18 protein-coding genes are annotated in these 23,278 nt (G+C 72.1%); 9 read left to right on the top strand and 9 right to left on the bottom strand.

Going from position 1 to position 23,278, the window contains the following annotated elements:
* Positions 1-44 precede the first annotated feature (44 nt).
* Together AB3X10_RS20065 and AB3X10_RS20060 are read left to right on the top strand one after the other, a co-directional pair.
* Positions 45-596, top strand: a complete 552-nt coding sequence (locus tag AB3X10_RS20065; protein WP_369977163.1) for an RNA 2'-phosphotransferase — start codon at positions 45-47, stop codon at positions 594-596.
* 84 nt (positions 597-680) lie between these two features.
* Positions 681-2,774 carry a gluconolaconase gene (locus AB3X10_RS20060; protein ID WP_369977162.1) on the top strand — a complete coding sequence of 698 codons (2,094 nt, stop codon included), beginning with the start codon at positions 681-683 and terminating at the stop codon, positions 2,772-2,774.
* Positions 2,775-2,963: 189 nt separating this feature from the next.
* Here AB3X10_RS20060 and AB3X10_RS20055 read toward each other — a convergent pair whose 3' ends face one another.
* Entirely contained in the window at positions 2,964-3,743 is a 780-nt protein-coding gene (locus AB3X10_RS20055; protein WP_369977161.1) for a transporter substrate-binding domain-containing protein, read from the bottom strand.
* Between the two features lie 280 nt (positions 3,744-4,023).
* Here AB3X10_RS20055 and AB3X10_RS20050 point away from each other — a divergent pair, with 280 nt between their 5' ends.
* Both AB3X10_RS20050 and AB3X10_RS20045 read left to right on the top strand, forming a co-directional pair.
* On the top strand, positions 4,024-5,013 hold the full coding sequence (locus AB3X10_RS20050; protein ID WP_369977160.1) for a hypothetical protein: 990 nt from the start codon (positions 4,024-4,026) through the stop codon (positions 5,011-5,013).
* Between the two features lie 256 nt (positions 5,014-5,269).
* A complete protein-coding gene (locus AB3X10_RS20045; protein ID WP_369977159.1) occupies positions 5,270-6,043 on the top strand; it encodes a lytic transglycosylase domain-containing protein in 774 nt (257 codons plus the stop codon).
* 560 nt (positions 6,044-6,603) lie between these two features.
* On the opposite strand, the gene AB3X10_RS20040 is transcribed toward AB3X10_RS20045, so the two are convergent.
* The 6 genes from AB3X10_RS20040 to AB3X10_RS20015 all read right to left on the bottom strand — a co-directional run bounded on the left by AB3X10_RS20040 (position 6,604) and on the right by AB3X10_RS20015 (position 16,229).
* Positions 6,604-7,299, bottom strand: coding sequence for an AIM24 family protein (locus tag AB3X10_RS20040; protein WP_369977158.1), 696 nt, complete (start codon positions 7,297-7,299; stop codon positions 6,604-6,606).
* A gap of 51 nt (positions 7,300-7,350) precedes the next feature.
* A complete protein-coding gene (gene treA, locus AB3X10_RS20035) occupies positions 7,351-9,042 on the bottom strand; it encodes an alpha,alpha-trehalase TreA (protein ID WP_369977157.1) in 1,692 nt (563 codons plus the stop codon).
* A 437-nt stretch (positions 9,043-9,479) separates the two neighbouring features.
* Positions 9,480-10,250 carry a DUF72 domain-containing protein gene (locus AB3X10_RS20030; protein WP_369977156.1) on the bottom strand — a complete coding sequence of 257 codons (771 nt, stop codon included), beginning with the start codon at positions 10,248-10,250 and terminating at the stop codon, positions 9,480-9,482.
* A 238-nt stretch (positions 10,251-10,488) separates the two neighbouring features.
* Entirely contained in the window at positions 10,489-11,391 is a 903-nt protein-coding gene (locus tag AB3X10_RS20025; protein WP_369977155.1) for a GAF domain-containing protein, read from the bottom strand.
* A gap of 183 nt (positions 11,392-11,574) precedes the next feature.
* Positions 11,575-14,445: a M16 family metallopeptidase gene (locus tag AB3X10_RS20020; RefSeq protein WP_369977154.1), complete on the bottom strand. Its 2,871-nt coding sequence runs from the start codon at positions 14,443-14,445 to the stop codon at positions 11,575-11,577.
* Positions 14,446-14,777: 332 nt separating this feature from the next.
* Entirely contained in the window at positions 14,778-16,229 is a 1,452-nt protein-coding gene (locus AB3X10_RS20015; protein ID WP_369977153.1) for a cellulase family glycosylhydrolase, read from the bottom strand.
* Positions 16,230-16,522: 293 nt separating this feature from the next.
* Here AB3X10_RS20015 and AB3X10_RS20010 point away from each other — a divergent pair, with 293 nt between their 5' ends.
* Positions 16,523-18,181 carry a M28 family metallopeptidase gene (locus AB3X10_RS20010; RefSeq protein ID WP_369977152.1) on the top strand — a complete coding sequence of 553 codons (1,659 nt, stop codon included), beginning with the start codon at positions 16,523-16,525 and terminating at the stop codon, positions 18,179-18,181.
* Positions 18,182-18,195: 14 nt separating this feature from the next.
* Complete coding sequence (locus AB3X10_RS20005) at positions 18,196-18,750, top strand: hypothetical protein (protein ID WP_369977151.1); 555 nt, start codon at positions 18,196-18,198, stop codon at positions 18,748-18,750.
* Positions 18,751-18,762: 12 nt separating this feature from the next.
* Here AB3X10_RS20005 and AB3X10_RS20000 read toward each other — a convergent pair whose 3' ends face one another.
* Positions 18,763-20,355, bottom strand: coding sequence for an APC family permease (locus AB3X10_RS20000; RefSeq protein WP_369977150.1), 1,593 nt, complete (start codon positions 20,353-20,355; stop codon positions 18,763-18,765).
* Between the two features lie 287 nt (positions 20,356-20,642).
* Between AB3X10_RS20000 and AB3X10_RS19995 the strand changes: the two genes are divergently transcribed.
* From AB3X10_RS19995 to AB3X10_RS19985, 3 genes are read left to right on the top strand one after another with little or no spacing between them, the layout of a single operon-like run.
* Complete coding sequence (locus AB3X10_RS19995; protein ID WP_369977149.1) at positions 20,643-21,065, top strand: hypothetical protein; 423 nt, start codon at positions 20,643-20,645, stop codon at positions 21,063-21,065.
* A gap of 10 nt (positions 21,066-21,075) precedes the next feature.
* On the top strand, positions 21,076-21,525 hold the full coding sequence (locus AB3X10_RS19990) for a type II 3-dehydroquinate dehydratase (RefSeq protein ID WP_369977148.1): 450 nt from the start codon (positions 21,076-21,078) through the stop codon (positions 21,523-21,525).
* Positions 21,506-21,724: a hypothetical protein gene (locus AB3X10_RS19985; RefSeq protein WP_369977147.1), complete on the top strand. Its 219-nt coding sequence runs from the start codon at positions 21,506-21,508 to the stop codon at positions 21,722-21,724. Before AB3X10_RS19990 ends, AB3X10_RS19985 begins: the two co-directional genes overlap by 20 nt.
* Before the next feature lie 177 nt (positions 21,725-21,901).
* Here AB3X10_RS19985 and AB3X10_RS19980 read toward each other — a convergent pair whose 3' ends face one another.
* Positions 21,902-23,113 (bottom strand): FAD-dependent oxidoreductase, encoded by a 1,212-nt coding sequence (locus tag AB3X10_RS19980; RefSeq protein ID WP_369977146.1) that lies wholly within the window; start codon positions 23,111-23,113, stop codon positions 21,902-21,904.
* Between the last annotated feature and the right edge of the window lie 165 nt (positions 23,114-23,278).

Raw genomic sequence — 23,278 nt, 5'->3', positions numbered from 1 at the left:
GTGGCCTATCGTGCCGTGCCCGACGCCATGCGCAGGCCGCCACGATGGAGTGTTCCGACGAGACCGCGAGCAAGTTCCTGAGCTGGGTGCTGCGGCACCAGCCGCAGGCGATCGGGCTGCAGCTCGACGCGCAGGGCTGGGCATCGATCGAGACGCTGTTGCGGTTGGCCCAGCCCACGCATCCGCTGACCCGCGCGCAACTGCAGCGGGTGGTGGCGCACAGCGACAAGCAGCGCTTCGCGCTCAGCGCCGATGGCCTGCGCATCCGCGCCAACCAGGGACATTCGCTGTCCGTGGACCTGGGCCTGGCATCCGCGCTGCCGCCGCCGCAGCTGTACCACGGCACGGCGACCCGCTTCCTGGAGGCGATCCGCCGCGAGGGACTGCGGCCGGGCCAACGCCAGCACGTGCACCTGACCGCTTCGCCCGGCACCGCGTTGCAGGTCGGGCAGCGCTATGGGCAGGCGGTCGTGCTGACGGTGCGCACGCAGGCCATGGCCGAGGCCGGCCATGCGTTCCATCGCGCCGACAACGGCGTCTGGCTGACCGCGCAGGTGCCGGTGGCGTTCATCGACTTCGCAGGCGCGGACGCTTAGCGTGCCGTCCAGCACGCATGCGCGGGCTTCCCCGCGCCGCGCGCTTTGTCTAAGGTGCCTGACCATTCGTCGCGCGGGCAGGGCATGAGAAGGACCGGGGTGTGGCTGCTGTTGCTGGCGTTGCTGTCGCTCGCCTCGTTCGCGTGGTGGCGTAGCGCGCGTCCGCACACCGCCGCGCCGGCCTCCAGTGCGCCGGCGCCGACGCCGCTGGGTTGGCTGGCGCAGCTGCAGTGGGTGGCCGGCGACGGGGTGCGCGGGCTGGCCGATGGCGCCGCGGGACGCGCGCGGTTCGCCGATCCCTACGGCATCGTGGTCGATGCGCATGGCGTGCTGTACGTGGCCGACGCCAGCGACAACAACCGCATCCGCCGCATCGGCCGCGACGGCACGGTCTCCACCGTGGCCGGCGGCGCCGAAGGCTTCGCCGACGGCATCGCCAGCGCGGCGCGCTTCGCCACGCCATCGGGCATCGCCGTGGATGCGGCGGGCACGCTGTACATCGCCGACACCGGCAACCATGCGATTCGCACGCTCAGCGCGCAGGGCGTGGTGACCACGCTGGCCGGCGACGGCACGGCCGGCTTCCGCGACGGCCCGGCCGCGCAGGCGCGCTTCAACGGCCCGATGGGCGTGGCGGTGGATGCGCAGGGCCGCGTCTACGTCGCCGATACCTACAACGACCGCATCCGCGTGATCGAGCGCGACGGCCAGGTGCGCACGCTCGCCGGCGGCGAGCGCCCCGGCTATGCCGATGGTGTGGGCGCCGCCGCGCGCTTCGATACGCCGACCGACCTGAAGGTGGATCGCGCCGGCGTGCTGTGGATCGCCGACCTGCGCAACGACGCGATCCGCCAGCTGCTGCCGGACGGGCGGGTGCTGACCCTGGCCGGCGCCAGCGAGGCGTCGCCGCTGTGGCGGCCGCTGAGCCTGGGCCTGACCTTCGACGGCCACGGCTACGTCGGCAGCGACGACGGCCGCGTGTGGCAGGTCACCTCGACCGGGCACGTGCTGGTGCTGTCCGGCGAGCGCAGCGAGACCCGCCTGGCGCGCCCGGCCGGCGTGACCGTGGCCGCGGACGGCGTGGTCTACGTCACCGATGCGGGCAGTGCGCGCGTGCACCGGCTGCTGCCGACCACGCCGCAGGCCGCGGCCGCCGCCACGCCGGTGGCGATCGGCCCGGCCGCCGCACAGCCGCTGCCGGTCACCGGCGGCCGCTGGCCGCTGCGCCCGCAGGACGGCTGGCACGAGGTGGTCGGTACGCTCGGCGAAGTGCGCGGCAACTACCAGGGCGAGAGCCGCGACCATCTGCATGCGGGCCTGGATATCCGCGGCGACGTCGGCCAGACCGTCTACGCCATCGCCGATGCCAAGGTCGCCAGCCCCAGCGCGACCTGGGCGCTGGGCACGCTCGGCGAAGGCATGGCGCTGGACCAGCTCGGCTACATCCACATGCGCGTGGGCCGCACCGCGCAGGGCGCGGTGCTGGATCCGCAGCGCTTCCATCTGCTCGCCGACGACAGCGGCGCGCCGGAGCGGGTGCGCGTGCTGCGCGGCACCCGCTTCGCCGCCGGCGAGGCGCTGGGCACGATCAACGCGATGGCGCATGTACACCTGAGCGTGGGTGCCAGCGGCTACGAACGCAACGCGGTGACGCTGGGCTTCCGCGACTACGCCGATCACGTGCCGCCGCAGATCCAGCGCATCGAGCTGTCCGACGCAAACGGCCAGGCCTTGCCGGCGACGCAGGGACGCGTGCGGCTGGCGCGCGGCAGCGGCGGCGTGCGGATCGTGGTGGAGGCCTGGGACCAGGTGGACCGCAACCTGCCGCGGCGGCGGCTGGGGCTGTATGCGCTGGGCTACGAGGTGCTCGATGCGCAAGGCCGGCCGCTGCCCGGTGCCGCGCCGGCGCAGCCCAGCATCGAATTCGACCGCATGCCGGCCGACCCGGATGCGGTGAAGCTGGCCTACGCCGCCGACAGCGGCATCACCGTGCACGGCAGCGCACGCACGCGCTTCCGTTACGTGGTGACCAACACGGTGCGCGACGGCCGCATCGCCGAAGGCCTGTGGCAGCCGGACGCGCTGCCCGCCGGCGACTACCTGATCCGCATCAGCGCGCGCGACTACAGCGGCAACCAGGCCACGGCCAATCGCGACCTGCGGGTGACGCTGGAGTAGCGGGCGACAGCGCCTGGAGTGTGGAATGCGCCAGCCGAGTCGGCTGGAGAGACGGCGGAGCGGATGCTCCTGCAGGTGCGAAACACAGGTGCGAAACCCTTGTGGGAGCGACTTCAGTCGCGACGGGCCTTGCCGGTAACGCCCGTCGCGACTGGTGGCCCCAGGCCACCCAGCGTCGCCCCCACAACGTTAGTCGGCTGCCTCTCCCAACCACGGCGCCTGCGCCTTGCGGTACTCGCCGCTGGCCTTGCTCAGGTGCAGCCACTGGTCCACGTAGGCCTTCCAGGCCATGTCGTCGCGCGGCAGCAGGAAGGCCTTTTCGCTGTACTGCAGCGGCTGCTGCGGGTTCACCGCGCACAGGCCGGGAACGCGGCGCTGCTGGAAGCGCGCTTCGGAGGCGTCGGTGATCATCACGTCGGCGCGGCCTTCGGCCAGTTCGCGGAAGATCGCGGTGTTGTCGTCGAACAGGGTGAGCCGCGCCTGCGGCAGCTCGCGGCGGGCGAAGGCTTCGTTGGTGCCGCCGCGCGGTTCGATCACCCGCACCCTGGCGCGGTTGATCTGGGCGATGTCGCGATAGCGCGCCTGGTCGGCGCAGCGCACCAGCGGGATCTTGCCGTCCACGTCGAGCACCGCGCTGAACCAGGCCTGGCGCTGCCGCGGCAGCGACACCGAGATGCCGCCGACGGCGATGTCGCAGCGATCGGCGAGCAGGTCCGGCAGCAGCGTCGCCCAACGCGTCGGCACCCAATGCACCGGCACCTGCAGGCTGGCCGCGAGCGATTGCGCCAGGGCGATGTCGATGCCCTCGTAGCCGCCGTCCGCGCGCAGCAGGCTGTACGGCAGGTAGTCGCCGGTGGTGCACACGCGCAGCGTGCCGCGCTGGGCGATGGCGTCCAGGTGCGAGGTCGCGGCGCTGGCCGGCAGCGCCGCGGCGGCGCTCAGCAGGCAGGCGCCCAGCCATCGGATCATTGCGTTCTCCAGAACAGGGGTGGCATCGGTGGCGCCAGGGCGCGCTGGCTGTACGCCGGCTGTCGCCGTGTCGGCGCGCGCCACCTTAGCCGGTTTCCTCGCCGAAGGCGCAGCGCCAAGCGTGGCGGGGGTTTGCACCGGCAGTCCGGCGGCGCGTGGCGGGAGATGGCGGCGCTGGACGCCGGCTGACACGTTGCGGCATGGGAACTCACGGCACCATAGCGGAGTCCGGGGACAATCCTCCGGTGGACGCATACCTCGCTATGGAATCCCGATCGTCGTGACGTCTGCGCCTGCGGAAGACCGGCTGCTGCGCCTGGGCGCGGCGGCCACCACCTTGCTGATCCTGCTGCTGCTGGGCCGCTTGCTGCTGATCGCGCCGGCGCCGCCGCCGGCGCGCGTCCACGATGCGATGCGGCTGGTGTTCGTGCCGCGCCCGGCAGCGGCCGTCGCAGCGCCACCGCAACGGGCGCCCGCGGCGCAGGCCGCGCCGCATGCGTCGTCGCAACGCGCGCCGGCCGCCGCGCATGCAGCGCCCTCGCCGCTGCCGCCGCCGACCCGCAGCGCCGCTGCCGTGGCCGCGCCGGCCGCGCCGATGAGCGCCACGCTGTACACCCGCGACGGCAGCGCGCGGCTGCCGGACGGCGTGGCGGTGGACCCGTTCGCCGAGGCGCAGGGCACCCCGCCCGGTACCACCAATCCGCGCGACCTGGCCAAGGCCAAGCGCCTGTTCGAGCGTCCGAACCCGATCGACTACCGCTCCACCCGCTTCGAGAAGGACTGGGCCACCGACGGCACCCTGGGTGACGTGGCGGTGCAGGGCATCGGCGATGCGATGAAGAAGCTGCTGCCCAAGAGCACCCACCAGCCGGCGGTGGCGCGGCCGCCGCCGGACGTGCGCTTCAACCCGGGCTTGCACGAGCGCCCCGGCGATCTGGGCAGCGAGGCCACCGGCGACGCCTACAAGGCCGCGCCGATCGCGTTCGAGAAGGCGCCCGGGCTGGACGGCGAGGCCAGCCGCCGCATCCGCAAGGCGATCGGCGAACTGGAGCAGCGCCGTGCGGCCTGCCCGGCGGCGCAGCGCAGCCGCCTGCTGCGGCCGGCGCTGGACAACCTGGACGAACTGCAACGCGTGGAAAACGCCATGGCCAAGGGCGCCGACCCGATCCTGGCGCAGCAACTGCTGCCGCGCGAGGCCGACAGCGCCTACGACCTGGCGCGGCGCGCGCTGTGGTACGCGGACCAGAAACTGGCGGCCTGCGCGCCGTAACGGTGGCGTTTTCGCGGCCGCTTGCCGTTGCAGGAGCGGCTTCAGCCGCGACAGGCGGCCGGAGTCGGCGTTTGTAGAGCGGCTCCGGGTGGCCTCTAACTGTCTGCCGCGACAGGCGGCCCGGAGTTTCTGTCGCGGCTGAAGCCGCTCCTGCAACGGCGCGCGTCAAAACGGGTGGGCTGGCCGGTCCTCACCCGCGCCGACGCGCGGTGCGCGATGATGCGCGCCCGCCTTCGCCGGTTGCGTCTGCCGTCCCATGTTCTGTTCCCGAACGCTGCTGAGCCTGCTGCTGTGCTGCTGCGCCGTCGCCGATGCGCAGGCGCGCACGGTGTACCGCTGCGTGCGCGACGGCACGGTCAGCCTGGCGACCGCGCCGGAGCCGGGCTCGCGCTGCACGCCGAAGGAGCTGGACGATGCCGCGATCGCCACGCCCAACCTGTGGGGCAGCATGGGCGTGTTCAGCGGCACCCTGTACGAGCGCGAGCAGGACGGGCGCCTGGTGTATTCCACGCGCAACCTGCCCGGCTCGCGCCCGTACCTGCGCTTCACCGCGGTCACCCCGCCGGGCGAGGCGGCGCACCCGGGACTGGGCAAGGTCGGCGCGCCGCAGTTGAACGTGCACGCCAAGCAGTTCCGCGCCGCGGCGCGCGCCACTGGCGTGGACGATCCGTGGCTGCGCGCGATCGCGCATGCCGAGAGCGGTTTCGACGCCGCCGCGGTCTCGCCGAAGGGCGCGCAGGGCGTGATGCAGCTGATGCCGGAGGTGGCGAAGGAATACGGCGTGGCCGATCCGTTCGCCGCCGACCAGTCGATCGCCGGCGGCGCGCGCTACATGCAGGCGCTGCTGCGCCGCTACCAGGGCGACCGCACGCTGGCCGCGGCCGCGTACAACGCCGGCATCGGCACCGTGGCGCGCTACCGCGGGGTGCCGCCGTACGCGGAGACCCGCGAGTACATCGACAAGGTGATGGCGCTGTACCAGCGCTACCGCGAGGCGATGGGGATCAAGGCGGAAACGCCCGCACAGTAGCGCACGTTGCGCCCAGGCTGGCGGCGGCGTGGCTGCGCCTGCCGCTGCCGGCGCACGCCCGCATCCTGGCAGCCGCACGCCTGCCGCTACGGCGCCCTCCGCATGGCGTGTTGCATCGACCAGGCGTGCTGCGCGCCGTTCCGGCGGCCACGTGGCATTGCGCCCTCCATGGCCAGACCAGGCCAGCGGCATGCAGCAGGACTCGGCTCTCGGCCTGCAGCGCCACGCGCAGCTGGATGCGCTCGCCGCGCCGCGCCCGTGCAGCGTGCCCGGCCCGGCACCGGCGCCGATCTGCGCCGCCAGGCCTCAGCTCCCGGCCTGCAACGCACCGCCACCCGGCCATCGCCGGCAAAGCGCAGCCGGATGCGTTCGCGGCGCCGTGCCCGTGCAGTGGGCACGGCCCGGCACCGGCGCCGATCTGCGCCGCCAGGCCTCAGCTCCCGGCCTGCAACGCACCGCCATCCGGCCATCGCCGGCAAAGCGCAGCCGGATGCGTTCGACGCGCCGTGCTGGTGCGGTAAGCCCGGCCCGCCAGCGGCGCCGATCTCAGCCGCCAGGCCTCAGCTCCTGGCCTGCAGCGCCACTTCCTCGTAGGGCTGCACCACCACCCAGCCCTCGCCGGCGAAGCGCAGCTGGATGCTCTCGCCGGAGCCGCGCCCGAGCAGCGTGCCCAGGCTGAGGTCGGCGACGATCTCCGGGGTCAGGCCGCCGGACCAGGCCACGGTGGCGTTGGGGTCGGTGAACACCGGGCCGCTCTGCGCGTTCACCGGCAGCGTCAGCGGTTCGTAGTGCGAGGTGATGGCGACGATGCCGTGGCCGCTCAGGCGCACGTTGAACAGGCCGCCGGAGAGCATGCCGGCGACCTTGCGCATCATGGTGATCTGGCTGTCGATGCCGGACTCGATGGCCAGCACGTCGTTGCCGTTGACGAAGATCGACTCGCCGGCCAGTCGCAGCAGGGTGATCTTCTTGCCGGCGTCGGCCAGGTACACGCGGCCCTGGCCCTCGATCTTCATCAGCTGCATGCCTTCGCCGCTGACCGCTTTCTTCAGCAGGTTGCCCAGGCCCTGTTCCATCAGCCCCTGGCGGGTGAACTTGACCGCGCCCTTGCGCGCGACCATGGCCCCGGCCTTGGCCCAGACCAGGCCGTCCAGGCGCACTTCCAGCAGGTGCGGGCTTTCCAGTTCGAACGCGTCGGCGGAGGCGTCCTTCTCGCGCGAGGCGGACAGGAATTCCGCCAGGGTGCGTACGCTCATCTTCGGTCCTTGGTGTGGGCAAGGACCGCAGCATACCCGCCGGCCCGCGCCTCAGGGCGTGGCCGGCTCCGGCTGCCGCTGCCGCTGCGCGGCCGGCGCGGCGGGGGTCGCCGCGGCGGGCGTGGCGTACAGGTCCAGCAGCAGCAAGGTCACGCCGTTGGTCCAGCCGAAGCCGTCCTGCAGCGCGTATTCGCCGCCGCCGCCGCCCTGCGCCTTGGCGTCGACGCCGTATTTCTCCACCAGCTTGTGCTGCTGCGCGAACAGCGCCTGCACCCGCGCCAGGAAGCGGCTGCCGATGCGCTGCGCCAGCGCGTCCTGGCCGTAGCGGCGCAGGCCGTCCACCGCGATCCACTGCAGCGGCGCCCAGCCGTTGGGTTCGTCCCATTGCTGGCCGGTATGCAGGCGGGTGCTGGCCAGGCCGCCGGGGCGCAGCAGCTGCGCCTGCACGGTGTCGGCGCTGCGCTTGGCGCGCGCCGGCGAGGCGACGCCGACGAACAGCGGGTACAGCGCCGCGGCGGTGACCTGGTCGCGCAGCCGCCGCTGCTGCCAGTCGTAGTCGGCGTAGTAGCCGGCATCGCTCCACAGGTGCTTGTCGATCGCGGTCTTGCGCGCGCTGGCCAGGGCCGCGTAATCGGTGTCGCAGCCGGGCGCGCCGGGGTTCTTGGCGCAGGCCAGGGCCAGGGTCGTTTCCAGGTGGTAGAGCAGGCTGTTGAGATCGACCGGGACGATGGCGGTGGTGCGGATCGTGGCCAGGGTCTTGCGGTCGCCGAGCCAGCGGCTGGAGTAGTCCCAGCCGCTCTCGGCGCCGGCGCGCAGGTCGCGGTAGACCTCCGCGGCCGGGCGGCCCTTGGCCTCGGCCGCGGTGTGCACGTCGTGCAGCCAGGCTTCCGGGCGCGGGGTGTCGCGCGCGTCCCAGTAGCGGTTGAGCAGGCTGCCGTCGGCCAGCCGCACCACGTGCGCGTGCGCGTGGCCCGGCGCCAGCGTCTGCGCGCCTTCCATCCAGTACGCGTATTCCTTCTGCAGTTGCGGCAGGTAGCGCGCGTAGGCGGCGTCGCCTTCCACCCTGGCCTGCAGCTGCACCATGTGCGAGAAGAACGGCGGCTGCGAGCGGCTGAGGTAGTAGGTGCGGTTGCCGTTGGGGATGTGTCCGTAGGTGTCGATCAGGTAGGCGAAGTTGTCCAGCATCTGCCGGCTGCGTTCGGTCTCGCCGCTCTCGACCAGGCCGAGCATGGTGAAGTACGAATCCCAGTAGTAGACCTCGCGGAAGCGCCCGCCCGGGACCACGTAGGGCTGCGGCAGCGACAGCAGGCTGCTGTGCGCCGGCACGTCCACCTGGCGCCGCACCAGCAGCGGCCACAGCGCGTCGATGTGCTCGCGCAGGCCGGTGTCCTGGCGGATCGCCTCGGTCTGCACCGGGCCGGATTCCTCGAAGTTGGCGGCGACGAAGCTGCGCAGGTCGAAGCCCGGCTGCTGGCGCTGGGCCAGGTAGTCGGCGTTGATCAGGGCCGGGTCGCGCAGCGGCAGCGCGTCGACGAAATGCTTCTGGTCGTCGAACAGTTGCTGTTGCTGCACCGCCTGGAACAGTTCGGGGTAGGCCAGGTCCGGGGTCGGCGGCGCGGGCGCAGGCGCGGTCTGCATCGCGGCCGGCGCGGCCTGCGCCGAGGCGGTGTCGCAGCTGCCCAGCAGCAGGCCCAGCGACAGGCTCAGCAGCGGCGTGCAGCAAGGAGGAGCGGCATGGCTCATCTCGGGTCCAGAGCAGGATGCGTGCGGCATGGTAAACGACCGAAGGAGGAGGCGGGTGACTGGCGGCTGTGGCGGCGACGCGCGCCGATGGAAAAGCGGAAGCGCGTCGCGCTCCGGTCCGGGGCATGGCGCAGGTGCCCGATCTGGCGATATCGGCCGCGCGCCGGTCGGCTTGAATCGGGGCGGGTGCTGTGCGGAGGACATGCCGCTGGGGATGCAAGAGCGGGGCCAATCGGGCCGCGCTGCGGCGGCCGCGGCGCGGTGCCGGCCGTGGGGCCGGCGCCTCTGCCGGCATCGGCCGTGGCGTGCGCGGCCGGCGGGCGGCGAAAGCGGCCGATCCGCTGCCAATGGCGGCCGTCCCATGCCGGGAACGAGGGCGGCCGGCAGGCCGTGTCCCGGCCTTGGCGGTCGCGGCGATGGCGGGCGCCGGTGTGCGGTCAGCGATCCGGGCCGGCGCCGCGCGCGTGCAGCTGCGCCCGCAGCGTGGCGGCATTGGCGAGTGCGTGGCCGAGCGCGGTGTTGTCGAAGATCACCCAGGCCTCGCCCGTGTGCGGCGTGGCGGCGGCGACGCGTTCGGCCAGGCCCTGCAGCGCGTCGTCGGGGTAGTCGCTGTAGTACATGCGCGGTGCGCCGTGCCAGCGCCAGTAGGCCGGCGCCGCCGTGCCCGCCGGCTGCGCGGCGGCGGCGTTCAGCGCCGGGTCGGCGGCGACGCGGGCGATGCGATGGCGCTGCCACAGCGCCTCGGCGCGCGCGCAGAACCAGCTGGCATGGCGCGGCTCGCAGGCGATGCCGCCGTGCCAGCGGCGGCGCAGCATCGCGAAGAAGGTGGACGCACGGCGCGCATCGAAGGCCAGGCTCGGCGGCAGCTGCACCAGCAGGCAGCCGAGCCTGTCGCCGAGGTGGCCGACGTCATCGAGGAAGGTCTGCAACAGCGGCCCCACGCCGGACAGGCGCGCATCGTGGGTGATGCTGCGCGGCAGCTTGGCCGAAAAGCGGAAGTCCGCCGGCACGCTGTCGGCCCAGCGCTGGTAGGTGGCGGGACGGTGGGCGCGGTAGAAGGTGGAGTTGATTTCGACCGCGTCGAAGCGGGTCGCATAGCGTTGCAGTTGGCTGGCGCCGTCGCCGACCAGCGCGCGCTGGGCGCTGGCGATCGACCAGCCGGCGCAGCCGACGCGGATGCGCGGCAGAACGGGGGACGCAGGCGACATGACCGGCTCGGGTGGGGGACGCATGCACTGCATACACGCCGGACTGTCTGCGAATCGTCAGCGCCGCGATCGGCAGGGCATCGCGGCAGCGGCGGCAGCGCGCGCAATCGGCGGGGCTGGCACCGTGCGCCAAGCAGCGTCGGCTCAGCATGCCGCCATGCGGCGCACGGTGCGGGCGCTGCACCGCCGCGCCGCGATCCGGGCGGTGCGCAACCCGGGCGGGCTGCCGGCAGCCCGCCTACGTCAGGCTTTGCCGGTAGCGGTCCTTCTCCGCGCTGAGCGCCGCTTCGGCGCGCAGGAACACCTGCCCGATCGGTTCGTCCGCCTGCGTGGCCTGCGCGTCTCCCACCAGCACGGTCAGGCCCAGCGCACGCTGCCGTTCGGCGATCTCGTGCAGGCCGCGCAGCTTGTGCTCGGCGTCGTCGCCACGCAGCATCGCGACGAACTCCGCGCTGTCGGTCACCCGGTCCACGCTGTCGCGTCCACCGCTGTGCACGTACGCGGCCAGCGTGCGGTCGAGTTGCTGCAGGGTGCTGCCCAGCAGGCGCTCGCTCTGCCGCGCTGCCAGCGCGGCCAGTTCCTGCACCTCCAGGATCACCACGCGGTAGAGGGCGTCCGCGCCGGCGGCGGTGGGTTGCAGGACCGCGTCCCGCTCGCGCTGCAGCCCGCGTCGGCGCTCGTCGAGCAGGCGCATGGTCACGCGCGCCAATGCGCGCAGGCCGTCGCGCTGGGCCGCGCTGAGGGCGCGCGGTTCGGTGTCGAGCACGCAGACCGTGCCCAGCGGCACGCCTTCGCTGGTGACCAACGGCATGCCGGCATAGAAGCGCGCGCCCGTTTCTCCGGTCACGACCGAGATGTCGGCGAAGCGCGGATCCTCGGCGAGGTCGGCCACTTCCAGCAAGTGCTCCGGGTCGCGGATGGCGTGATCGCACACCGCCTGGCTGCGCTCGGTCTGCGCCAGGCCCAGGCCCAGCTGGGCCTTGAACCACTGGCGGTCGCGGTCCACCAGCGACATCAGCGCGATCGGCGTATCGCACAGGGCCGCGGCCACTTGCACGATGTCCTGGTAGGTGTCCTCGGGCAGGCTGTCGACGATGCGGTAGCTGTCGAGGACGTGCTGGCGTGAGGCTTCATCGGTCATGTGCATCTCTCTGGTCGGGCGCGCGCAAGATCGGGGCGCGACGCACGATAGCCTCGGTTCCGATAACGCCACGTGGATACCCGGCGGCGCGCGCGTCGCCAGGTATCCCCGCGCCGAGGACGCGGGGCGCGATGCCGGCCGCCGCCTGCCGAGCGCAGGCGGGCCGGCACTCGCGGCGGCGGCTCAGCGCTTGACCGGCTGGCCGTCGCTGTCCAGCACCTGCACCTCGCCCAGCTTCAGCGCGCGCACCGGCGCCTCGATCTGCTTGAGGTCGCCGACGATGACCCAGGTCATCGCCTGCGGCGCGACGATCTCCTTGATCGCCGCCTGCGCCGCGCCCTGGTCGATGCCTTCCAGGCGCGTCTTCAGGGTCTGCACGTAGTCGTCCGGGCGTCCGTACTGGACGATGCTCTCGACCGCGCCCAGCACCGCGCCGGTGGTCTCGAAGCTGCCCGGCAGGGCGCGGATGCGCTGGTTCTTGATCTTGGCGATCTCCTCGGCGGTCAACGGCTTGTCGCCGACCACGGCCTTGGCTTCCTTCAGGATCTCGGCGGCCGACTCGGCGGTCTTGTCGGTCTGCACCGGGGCGAAGAATAGGAACGGGCGCTGGCCCTGCGCATCGAGCATGAAGCTGTTGGCGCCGTAGGCCCAGCGCTTGTCCTCGCGCAGGTTCATGTTCAGCCGCGAGGTGAAGGTGCCGCCGAAGGCGCCGTTGGCCACGCCGATGGCGAGGTTGTTCGGCGCCTTGGTCGACGGCGCCAGCAGGCCGGCCAGGATCAGCGACTGCGGCGCGTCGGCGCGGTTGATCAGGAACACGCGCGGCTTGGGCTGCGCGGCGACCTTCGGCAGGGTCTTGCTCGGGCGCGCGGCCGCCGGCGGCTGCCAGTCGCCGAACGCCGCGTCCAGCTGCGGGATGATCTGCGCCAGGGTGGTGTCGCCGGCGACCAGGATGCGCAGGTTGTCCGGGCGCAGCCAGGTGTTCTGGAACGCGGCCAGGTCGCTGGCGCCCAGGCTCTTGATCGCCGCCTCGGTGCCGCTGCCGGTGAGCGGCACGCCGTAGGGATGCTGCGGGCCGTACAGCAGCGGCGGCAGGGTGCGCAGCGCCAGGCCCTGCGGCTGGGTCTTCTCCTGCGCGATGGAGGCCAGCCACTGGCCGCGGATGCGTTCGATGTCCTCGGCCTTGAACGCCGGGTTGCGCACGATGTCGGCGAACAGCGCCAGCGACGGCGCCAGCTGGTCGTTGAGCGCGTCCAGCGAGGCGGCGCAGCTGTCCAGCTCGCAGGCCACGCTGGTGATCGCGCCCAGGCGCTGGCGGCGCTGCGCCACTTCCACCGAATCCAGGCTGCGGGTGCTTTCGTTCATCAGCGCGGCGGTGAAGTTGGCGGTACCCAGCTTGCCGCCCTGGTCCACGGCGTAGCCGGCATCGAACAGCAGTTCGACCTGGGTCACCGGGATGGTGTGGCGCTCGGCCAGCACCACCTCGATGCCGTTCTTGAGCTTGCCGCGCTGCAGCTGCGGGAAGCTCAGGCTCGGGAACTGGGTGGTCTCCGGGAGGCCGGCGGCGCGGTCGACCTGGTTCTTGCCGACGCTGTAGCTGGCCTTGGCCGGCAGCTTGGGCGCGGGCTTGCCGTCGGCCACGGGCAGCGGCTTGACCGCCTTGTCCTCGGCCGCCGGGTCGAAGCCCTCGCCGGCCGGCAGCACGGTCAGCAGGTAGTCGCCCTTGCCGAACCAGGTGTCGGCGGCCTTGCGCACGCTGGCCGCGGTGGCCGCCTGCGCGCGCTGCAGGTCGTGCTTGTAGGCGCCCGGGTCGTTGCGATAGACCTGGCCCTCGGCCAGGATCGCGGCCTTGCCGGTGAAGCCGCCGACCTTTTCCAGGCCGCGCACGAAGCCGGCGCGGGAGGCGACCTGCGCGCGCTGCAGTTCGTCGGCGGTGGGGCCTTCGGCGAGGAATTTCTTCAGTTCGTCGGCGATGGCGGCCTCGACCTTGGCCGGGTCCACGCCGTCCTTCACGTCGGCGCTGATCTGCAGCTGGCTGGCCAGCGCGAACGGCTGGATGCTGGCCGAGACGTCGTCCACCAGGTTGTCGCGGTACACCAGGCGCTGGTACAGGCGGCTGGTCTTGCCGCCGCCGAGCACGGTGGTGGCCAGGTCCAGCAGCACCGCGTCGTCGGTGCCCAGCTGCGGCGCGACCCAGGTGCGGTAGATGCGCGGCTGCGCGACATGGTCGTGCTGCACGCCGCGGGTCTGCTTGGCCAGCGGGGTGATCCACGGCTGCTGGCGCGGCACCGGCTTGCCGGCCGGGATGTCGCCGAAGTACTGCTCGGCCTTGGCCTTCGCCTGGGCCACGGTGATGTCGCCGGCCAGCACCAGGGTGGTGTTGGCGGCGCCGTAGTTGTCGTGGAACCACTGCTTGACGTCGTCCAGCGAGGCCGCGTCGAGGTCGGCCATCGAACCGATGGTGTCGTGCTGGTACGGATGGTTGGCCGGGAAGATGTTGGCCAGGATGTTCTCGTCCACGCGCCCGTAGGGGCGGTTCTCGCCCTGGCGCTTCTCGTTCTGCACCACGCCGCGCTGGGTATCCAGTTCCTTCTGCCCGATCGCGCCGAGCAGGTGGCCCATGCGGTCCGATTCCATCCACAGCGCCAGGTCCAGCGCGGTGGTCGGCACGGTCTCGAAGTAGTTGGTGCGGTCGAACCAGGTGGTGCCGTTCATGTCGGTGGCGCCGACCTTCTCGAACGGCTGGAAATAGGTGCCCTTGTGGTTTTCCGAGCCGGAGAACATCAGGTGCTCGAACAGGTGGGCGAAGCCGGTCTTGCCGGCCGGCTCGTCGCCGGAGCCGATGTGGTACCAGATGCTCACCGCCACCACCGGCGCCTTGTGGTCCTCGTGCACCACCACGGTCAGGCCGTTGGGCAGGGTGAAGCGGGTGTAGGCGATCTCCGGCACGGTGGCCTTGGCCGCCAGCGCCGGCGGCGCGGCGCTGGCCGGGGCGATCGCGGCGCCGACGCCGAGGGTGAGGATGCTGGAGATCAACAACGACAGCGGTCGGAGCATGGGCCGGGCCTGATGAGGAGAATGGCCCAGCATAGTGGGCGCGTGCCGGGCTCGGAACGTGACTTATGGCACAGCGGGGGGCCTGGCCGCGCGCGGTGTGCCGATTGGCAGGCGCTGGGAGCGCTGTCAGTGGCGGCCGGCGTCGACGGGAAAACCCCGTCGCGTTGGATGCTTCGAGACGGCCCGGAGCCGCTCCTGCAGCGATCGCCATCCGGATGACGATGCGCCACGACGCAGTGCGATGGCCTGAAACGCGAACGGCAGCGTCGTGCGACGCTGCCGTTGCCGTCGTCGCCGCGCAATGCGCGCGGCGGCGATTTCCCTGCACGCGATCAGCGCGCGGCGCAGAAGCCGAATTCGGCCATGGCGCCGGGGGCCAGCGTCTTGTTCCAGTCCACGCCGGATGCCTTGAGCGTGCTGCCGGACTGCGTCCAGGTGGCGTTCCACAGGTTGTTGACGGTGCCGCTGATCGAGAGGGTGACCGCCCAGTTGCCGCTGGCGCTGCCGGTGTTGGTCACCTGCACGCGGTGGCAATAGCCCGCGTTCCAGTCGCTGTCGACGAGGGTCTTGGTGCTGAAGCTGGCGCTGCCCGGGGTCGGCGTGGGCGTCGGGGTTGGAGTAGGCGTCGGCGTCGGGGTGGGCGTCGGTGCCGGCGTGGTGCTGCTGGAATCGCCCCACAGCTTCTTCAGCAACGCGACCTTGTCGGTGCGCACCGAGCTCCAGTCGTCGTTGAGGATGCCGCCGGTATCGCCGCTGTTCGGATTCCACGACCAGTAGAAGCCGCTGTGGATGCCCTTGCCGATCAGGTAGTCGACCAGCGCGTTCTGCCACTTCACGTCCAGCGCATTGCCCTGGCCGTACTTGCCGCCGAATTCGCCCAGCAGCAGCGCGTGGCCGGACTGCACGAACTGGCCGAAGTGCTGCTCCCAGATCGCCGGCATGTTGGCCGGGAAATTGGAGGCGCTGAAGTAGGACTGCATGTACACGTCCGGGCCGTACACGTGCGGCGCCAGCAGCAGGCGGTTGGCCGGGATGTTCAGCGCGGTGCAGGCCAGCGGCTCCAGGTTGCCGCCCCAGAAGTGGCCGCCGCTGCTGGAGCAGTTCGCGTTCTCGCCGATGCCCTCGACCACGATCAGCCATTTCGGCGCCACCTTCAGCACCGCCGCCGAGGCGCGTTCGGCGGCCTTGTTCCAATCGGTGCCGGCATTGCCGCTGCCCCAGGTGGCGGCGCCGTGCGGCTCGTTCTTCAGGTCCAGGCCGATCACGCCCGGCACGCCGGCGTAGCGCTTGGCGACGAAGGTCAGGTCGTCGAGCCACTGCTGCTCGCTGTAGGAGGAGGTGTACCACAGCTCGGAAATCGCATTGCAGTCCGGGGTGTGGTGGTCGAGCAGCACGTACATGCCGCGGCTGCTGAGTTCGTTGATCACCTTGTCCATCACCTGCAGCGCGCTCAGCCCCTGCAGGTCCGGATTGAGGCCGTAGTCGATGCTGCTCGGCGCGGTGCCGTTCAAGGTCTGCGGGCAGAACGGCAGGCGCACGGCGTTGAAGCCCAGGCCCTGCATCTGCGTGATCATGTCCTTCCAGTTGCGCGCCCACAGGCCGTGCACGCTGTGCACATTGGTCTCGAAGCCGAACCAGTTGACGCCGCGCAGCTGCACCGCGTTGCCGCTGTCGTCCACCACCTTGCCGCCGTTGACGGCGTAGCTCCAGGCCGAACCGCTGGCCGCCAGTAGCGCCGCGGCCAGCAGGCAGCGGGTGATGCGGGATTTCCTCGACGTCGACATCTCTCTGTTCTCCGAAAGCGGCCGCCCAAGACGGAGCGGCCAAAGGTGGGGGCGCAGGCGGGGCGCATGGCGGCCATCATCGGGAGCCGATGCGGCGGGCGTCGTGATTTCCGGCACAGAAGGGCGGCTTGTCCACGGACGCTGCGGTGCGTTTGGCGAGCGCGGCGATTAGAGCATGCGCAGATGGCAATCTGAGCACTGCGTCACGCCGCACGCGGCGCTGCCGGCGCCGCATGGCTGCCCGCCGCCGGCGTCGCTACACTCGGGCGTATCCATCCATCCGAGGGGCAAGAGTGAAGCGACCGATCATGGGCATGCTGGCGCTGGCGGTTTCCGGCGCACTGATGGCGGCGCCGCCGTCCGCACCGCGTTTCGACACGCAGCGCATTTCCGCCGACGTCAAGACGCTGTCCTCCGACGCGTACGAAGGCCGCGCGCCGGCCACGCCGGGCGAGGACAAGACCGTGGCCTACCTGAGCGCGCAGTTCCAGGCCGCGGGCCTGCAGCCGGGCGGCGACCTGCGCGACGGCCAGCGCCTGTGGACGCAGGCGGTGCCGCTGCGCCGCGCCGACATCGTCGGCACGCCGCAGGTGGCGATCGAGGCCGGCGGCCAGCGCCAGGCGCTGACCCAGGGCCAGCAGATCGCCGTGCGCGCCGCGCTCGACGGCAGCAGCCAGGTCGCCATCGACGGCGCGCCGCTGGTGTTCGTCGGCTACGGGGTCAAGGCGCCGGAGCGCGGCTGGGACGACTTCAAGGGCGTGGACCTGAAGGGCAAGATCGCGGTGGTGCTGATCAACGACCCGGATTTCGAGACCGGCAAGGGCGCCTTCGACGGCAAGGGCATGACCTACTACGGCCGCTGGACCTACAAGTACGAAGAGGGCGCGCGGCAGGGCGCGGCCGGCGTGCTGATCGTGCACGAGACCGCCCCGGCCTCCTACGGCTGGGCCACGGTGGCCAGCTCCAACACCAACAGCATGTTCGACGTGGTCCGCGACGATCCCAAGTCCGCCCATCCCGCGCTCGAAGGCTGGATCCAGCGCGACCTGGCGGTGGACCTGTTCAAGCGCGCCGGGCTGGATTTCGAGGCCTTGAAGAAGCAGGCGCAATCGCGCGAGTTCAAGCCGGTGGAGCTGAAGGGCGAACGGCTGCACGCCGACTACGCGGTGAAGTCCGAGGTCATCACCTCGCACAACGTGGTCGCGCGGCTGCCCGGCAGCACCCACCCGGACGATAGCGTGATCTACACCGCGCACTGGGACCACATCGGCGTGGGCGCGCCCGACGCCAACGGCGACCGCATCTTCAACGGCGCGCTGGACAACGCCAGCGGCACCGCCGCGCTGCTGGAACTGGCGCGCGTGTTCGCCAAGGCGCCGGCGCCGCAGCGCTCGGTGGTGTTCCTGGCGGTCACCGCCGAGGAGAAGGGCCTGCTCGGCTCGGAGTACTACGCGTCCAAGCCGCTGTATCCGCTGGCGCGCACGGTGGCGGTGATCAACATGGACGGCATGAGCCCGTTCGGCCCGTCGCGCGATTTCGGCATCTACGGCACCGCCAAGCTGGACCTGCTCGAGGACCTGAAGACGGTCGCCAAGCGCTGGGACCTGCGCTACACGCCGGACCCGAAGCCGGAAGCCGGCTACTTCTTCCGCTCCGACCACTTCTCCTTCGCCAAGCGCGGCGTGCCGGCGCTGTCGTTCTCGGCCGGGCAGGACTGGGTGGATGGCGGGGTCAAGGCGGGCAAGGCCGCCTCCGACGACTACACCGCCAAGCGCTACCACCAGCCCGGCGACGAATGGCTGCCGAGCTGGACCTTTGCCGGCGCCGCGCGCGACCTGCAGGTGCTGTACACGCTGGGCACGGAGCTGGCCAACTCGTCGCAATGGCCGAACTGGAGCAGCGACTCGGAGTTCCGCGCCACCCGCGACGCCAGCGCCGCGCAGCGGCAATAGGCCGGGGCCGAGGCGTGACGACCGAGCCGCCGGACTCCGCGCCGGTGGCGCGGCGGCAGGACGACGCAGCAGCGTCGTGGCCGACGGCGGCCGCGGCCGCCGTCGCCGATCCCGATGCGGCAGAGGGCATCGATCCGCTGCATCCCGGGCTGGTGCGCACCGGCGTGGTGCTGGCGTTCCTGATCGGCGGGCCGCCGCTGGGCACCGTGCTGGTCGGCCTGCCGCTGCTGCTGCTGTGGCCGGGCGAAACCCTGCCGTTGGTCAACGCGCTCATGCTGGCGTTGATGATGGCGCTGTTTTCCTACGCGTTCGGCGGCGTGCCGGCACTGCTAACCGGCGCGGCGGCGGCGTGGTACTGGCCGCGCCTGCGCGGCTGGCGCGCGCATCTGCGGATCGGCCTGGCCGGCGCACTGCTGTCGGCGGTGTGCGTCGGCGCCGCGATCGCGTTGCTGGGCCCCCGGACCAGCCCGCTCGGCCAGGTCGGCATCGCGCTGGCGCTGTGCGGCCTGGCGGGCTTCGTCGGCGCCACCCTGGTCTCGCGCCTGCTGCAGGCGCTGCGCGGCCGCTGAGCCGCGCCGGCCTCAGCCGGCGCTGGCCTGCTGCAGCGACGGCGTGCGCCAGCCGGCGCGCACGCCCCAGAAGTAGAAGCCCAGCGCGACCACGCCGACCACGATCAGGTCCGGCCCGTAGGACAGGTAGCCATGCCCGCCGAAGGTGGTGCTGCCGGCCCACGACAGCAGCGCGATGGTCGGCAGGTAGGCGATCAGCCAGCTGGCGCCGCGCAGGTGCCGGCCGAAATCCTGCCAGCCCTGGCGGTGCTGGTAGTAGGCGTACACCGGCAGCGCCACCAGCATCAGCACGATGATCTCGCCGGTCAGCGGCCAGCGCGCCCAGTACAGCAGTTCGGTGGCCAGCACGAAGGCCGCCGCGGCCAGCACCGGCAGGCCGAAGATGCGCAGCGGGCGGTGCATTTCCGGTGCGTGGCGGCGCAGCGCCATCGCGCTGATCGGGCCGGTCAGGTAGGAAATGATCGTGGCCACCGAGATCACCGCCGCCAGCGTGCCCCAGCCGCGGAAGAAGAACAGGAACAGGTAGGACACCGCCAGGTTGAAGAACATCGCCGGGCGCGGCACGCCCCAGTGCGGATGCAGCTTGCCCAGCACCGCCGGCAGCGTGCCGTTGCGCTCCATGCCGTAGATCATCCGCGCGGTGGTGGCGGTGTAGGTGATGCCGGTGCCGCTGGGGCTGACGAAGGCGTCCACGTACAGCAGCATCGCCAGCCAGTGCAGGTTGACGATGATCGCCAGTTGCGCGAACGGCGAGCGGAAATCGATGCCGTGCCAGCCGGCCTTGGCCAGCAGCTCCGGCGGCACCGCGCCGATGTAGGCCACCTGCAGGATCAGGTAGATCACCGTGGCCAGCGCGATCGAACCGAGCACCGCGAACGGGATGCTGCGCCCGGGGTTGCGCGCCTCGCCGGCCAGGTTCACCGGGCTCTGGAAGCCGTTGAAGCTGAACACGATGCCGGCGGTGGCCACCGCGGTCAGCACCGCGGCGAAATCGATCGTATGCGTGCCGCCATGCAGGCCGACGCTGAAGTTCTCGCTGTGGAAGCCGCTGGCGACCAGCGCGATGCCGGTCAGCGCCGGCACCACCAGCTTGAACACGGTGATCAGGCTGTTGGAGCGCGCGAACAGCTTCACGCTCCAGAAGTTCAGCAGGAAATACACCAGCACCAGCGCCGCGGCGATGTACAGGCCGGGCACCGACAGTTCGCCGGCGCCGCCGGGCTGCTGCACGTACAGGTTCTGCGCCCATTGCCACGGCCACGACGCCATGTACTGCACCGAGGCCTCGGCCTCGACCGGGATCACCGACACGATCGCGATCCAGTTGGCCCAGCCGGCGATGAAGCCGACCAGCGAGCCGTGCGAGTAGTGGCTGTAGCGGACCATGCCGCCGGACTCGGGGAACATCGCGCCCAGCTCGGCATAGGCCAGGGCGATGGTGGTGACGATCGCCGCGCCCAGCAGCCAGGCCCAGATCGCGCCCGGGCCGGCCAGCCCGGCGGCGCGCCAGGCGCCGAACAGCCAGCCGGAGCCGATGATCGAACCCAGGCCGGTCAGCATCAGGGCGAACGGGCCGACATCGCGGCGCAAGGCGGTTTGGGTCATGGGGAGGTTCCTGGCGGCGACGGCAGCGGGAAACCGGGGATGATCGCAGAAGCGCGGCGGCGCCGCACTTCCGGGATTGGGGATTCGGGATTGGGGATTCGCAAAAGCGGTGGGTCGCGAAGCGTGGCTCTGCCGGCTTGCGTTCTTTCGAATCCCCAATCCCGAATCCCCAATCCCCAATCCCTGCACTTCTTACGCAAGCTTTACGCCGCAGGCACCTCGACGAATGGCGCGCTTACGCACCCCAGGCCTAGAGTCTGCGGCGTCCTTTCCGCTGGATGTGTTCCATGTCGATTCTGTTGATCCAAGGCCCGCACCGCGGTGCGCCGGCCATTGCCGTGGCCCGGCGCCTGGCCGGCGCGTCCGGTCCTTGCGTGGTGCCGGTGGCCTGCGCCGATGCGGCGCAGATCGTGGCGCGGCTGCGGCAGGGCGCGCACGACGAAACCGAACTGGTGCTGCTGGATTCGGGCGAGCTGCCGGCCGCCGACCTGGCCGATCACGGCGCGCACCTGCGCGAGGCGCTCGACGCGCTCGGCCATCCGTACATCGAGGTGCACGACGCAAGCGCGCAGGCGCTGGAGCCGCTGCTGCATCCGCGCCACGCACCGCTGCTGACGGTGATCGCCAACGGCGCGCTCGCCGACGGCTATGCGATCGCGCTGGGCGTGGCCGCGCGCCGGCTCGGCGCGCGCGCCGCGCTGGCCAACTGAGGGCGCCGCCATGTCGATCCTGTTGTTGCGCGGCCCGGACTGCGTGGCCGGCCATCGCGGCCGTCCGGCGCGCATCGCGCCGCCGGTGATGCGGCAATTGCTGGAGCACGCCGGCCGTGCCGGCAAGACCCTGGCGGTGCGCGGCTGCGCCAGCGAGGCCGAACTGCTGCTGGCGCTGGCCCAGGCCGATGCGGCGCAGGTGGAAATGCTGCTGCTGGATCCGGGCGCGTGCTCGGACAGCGCCGCCACCGCCGCCGCGGTCGCGCACCTCGGCCGGCCGTACGTGGAAGTGCACGACGACGCCTGCGACCAGCGCGAACCCTGCCTGTGCGCGGCCTCGCGGCAGCGCGTGGGGCAGGTCGGCGGCTACTGCGCGCAGAGCTACGCGCTGGCCTTGTCGATCGCGCTGGAACACCTGGGCTGCAACGGCTACGAAGGCGATGTCCACGTCGGCACCTGAGCGCGCGCGCCACTACCTGGCCGACTACGACGCCTACAGCTACGGCCAGCGGGTGGCCTGGGGCACGCTGGCGCACAGCTGGCGCGGGGACGCGCCGCTGGACCCGGAGCGCCTGCTGCAGCAGCTGCGCGCGCAGGCCGCGCAGCGGCACGGCGTGGACAGCGCCGACATCCGCATCCGCAGCGTCAGCCGGCTGTGAGCCGGGGCATGCATTTCCACGCAGGCCGCGCCGTTTTCGCGCGCGCACCGGGCAGGGACGGGGAATGGACGCGCCATCCGCGTCCAAGCGATGACGCCGCGCTGGAGCGTGCGCGGCAGCGGACCCGTGCGATGGACGACACGCCTAGGCGCGCCGACACCGGCACGCTGCGGCGGTCTACGCGAACAGCGCGGCCAGCCGCGCCACCGCCGCTTCCGAGGCGGCCCGGTCGGGCGTGGCGTCGGCATTGCCGAAGTCGCCGTCGGCCTGCGCCTGCACCAGGATGCCGTCGCGGCGCGGCACCACGTTGAGGTTGTGGCCGCGGTAGACCAGCCCGTAGTTCACGTCCGGCTGCGGCACCAGCCGCGCGGTCTGCCCGCGCACCGGCACCACGCTGTCGTCGCCGAGCAGGGCGCGCGCGCCGTAGCCGGTGGCGTTGACCAGGGTCTTCTCTTGCAGGTCGGCGAACTGGCGCGGACTGTCGAACGCGCGCGTCTCGATCTCGCCGCCGGCGGCCAGGAAATCGTCCAGCAGCAGCCGCGCATAGGCGCTGATGTTGAACACCAGCTGCGTGTAGCGGCGCACGTGCGCCACCGGGAACGGATGCTGGCCCGGCGCCAGCGGTTGCGAGCGCGGCCCCAGGTCGGCCAGGTACTGCGCTTCCAGCGCCGGGTAGTCGGGCTCGCCATTGCCGCCATGGCCGGCGGGCTGGTCGAACGGCACGTCCGACAGCGCGTAGCCGTCGCGCCACTCGACCGGATCGCCGGGCAGGCCGAGCAGGTTCTGGTACATGCCGAACGAGGTACGCGCCATCTGTTCCCAGCGCCGCGCGAACTCCGGGGTGGCGTAGGCGCTGGTGCACACCCGCGAGTCCGGCGACCACACGCCGGTGGCGAAGGAGGAGCGCACTTCCGGCGGCCGCTCCCTGGCGTAGATGCGCACGCGCAGCCCGGCGCGCTGCGCGACCAGGGCGGTGGTCAGGCCGATCGCGCCGCAGCCGATCACCGCCAGCCGGGGCTGGCCGGTGGCGCGCGCCAACTGCGTGGCGATCGCCGCCGAGCCCCACGACAGCGACCAGCCGCTGCCGCCATGGCCGTAGTTGTGGATCACGGTCTTGCGGCCGAGGCGCTCGGCCTCGATGCGCGGCCCCTGCGCGCGGAACGGGCGCGTGCACGCATGCAGCGCGACGATGCGGTCGGCGCTGGCGCGGATCGGCGCCAGCGGCGCCGGCGTGGCGAATGCGGCGGCCGGCTGCGGTGCCGGCAGTACCGGCAGGATCGGCGCTGGCGGCAGCACTGCCGCATCGCGCCGCGCGTGCGCGAGCAGGGGAGCGGCGCCGAGCGTGGCCGCGGCCAGCGCGCCGCTGCGCAGGAAGTGTCGTCGGTGCATGCCGGGCTCCTGGTCGTGACGGCAAAGTCTAAGCGAGCGCGTGCGCCCGCATCGCCGCGGCCTGCCCGCGGACAGGTCGGTGCCGCGCGGCATCGTGACTGCCATCGCAGGCGTTGCGCGCCGTGCGCCACGTTGCCGTGCATGCCGCCGGCCGGCTTCAGCACC

The sequence above is a fragment of the Xanthomonas sp. DAR 80977 genome, assembly GCF_041240605.1.
In the GTDB taxonomy this organism is placed as follows: Bacteria; Pseudomonadota; Gammaproteobacteria; order Xanthomonadales; family Xanthomonadaceae; genus Xanthomonas_A; species Xanthomonas_A bundabergensis.
The sequence above is the reverse complement of the archived record's forward strand: the minus strand, read 5'-3'. Positions and strand labels throughout refer to the sequence as shown.

Bases quoted from the DNA above. Each gene is read 5' to 3' on its own strand.
- AB3X10_RS20065 (WP_369977163.1), top strand. From the start codon at position 45: ATGGAGTGTTCCGACGAGACCGCGAGCAAGTTCCTGAGCTGGGTGCTG.
- AB3X10_RS20060 (WP_369977162.1), top strand. From the start codon at position 681: ATGAGAAGGACCGGGGTGTGGCTGCTGTTGCTGGCGTTGCTGTCGCTC.
- AB3X10_RS20055 (WP_369977161.1), bottom strand. From the start codon at position 3,743: ATGATCCGATGGCTGGGCGCCTGCCTGCTGAGCGCCGCCGCGGCGCTG.
- AB3X10_RS20045 (WP_369977159.1), top strand. From the start codon at position 5,270: ATGTTCTGTTCCCGAACGCTGCTGAGCCTGCTGCTGTGCTGCTGCGCC.
- AB3X10_RS20040 (WP_369977158.1), bottom strand. From the start codon at position 7,299: ATGAGCGTACGCACCCTGGCGGAATTCCTGTCCGCCTCGCGCGAGAAG.
- treA (WP_369977157.1), bottom strand. From the start codon at position 9,042: ATGAGCCATGCCGCTCCTCCTTGCTGCACGCCGCTGCTGAGCCTGTCG.
- AB3X10_RS20030 (WP_369977156.1), bottom strand. From the start codon at position 10,250: ATGTCGCCTGCGTCCCCCGTTCTGCCGCGCATCCGCGTCGGCTGCGCC.
- AB3X10_RS20025 (WP_369977155.1), bottom strand. From the start codon at position 11,391: ATGACCGATGAAGCCTCACGCCAGCACGTCCTCGACAGCTACCGCATC.
- AB3X10_RS20020 (WP_369977154.1), bottom strand. From the start codon at position 14,445: ATGCTCCGACCGCTGTCGTTGTTGATCTCCAGCATCCTCACCCTCGGC.
- AB3X10_RS20015 (WP_369977153.1), bottom strand. From the start codon at position 16,229: ATGTCGACGTCGAGGAAATCCCGCATCACCCGCTGCCTGCTGGCCGCG.
- AB3X10_RS20000 (WP_369977150.1), bottom strand. From the start codon at position 20,355: ATGACCCAAACCGCCTTGCGCCGCGATGTCGGCCCGTTCGCCCTGATG.
- AB3X10_RS19995 (WP_369977149.1), top strand. From the start codon at position 20,643: ATGTCGATTCTGTTGATCCAAGGCCCGCACCGCGGTGCGCCGGCCATT.
- AB3X10_RS19990 (WP_369977148.1), top strand. From the start codon at position 21,076: ATGTCGATCCTGTTGTTGCGCGGCCCGGACTGCGTGGCCGGCCATCGC.
- AB3X10_RS19985 (WP_369977147.1), top strand. From the start codon at position 21,506: ATGTCCACGTCGGCACCTGAGCGCGCGCGCCACTACCTGGCCGACTAC.
- AB3X10_RS19980 (WP_369977146.1), bottom strand. From the start codon at position 23,113: ATGCACCGACGACACTTCCTGCGCAGCGGCGCGCTGGCCGCGGCCACG.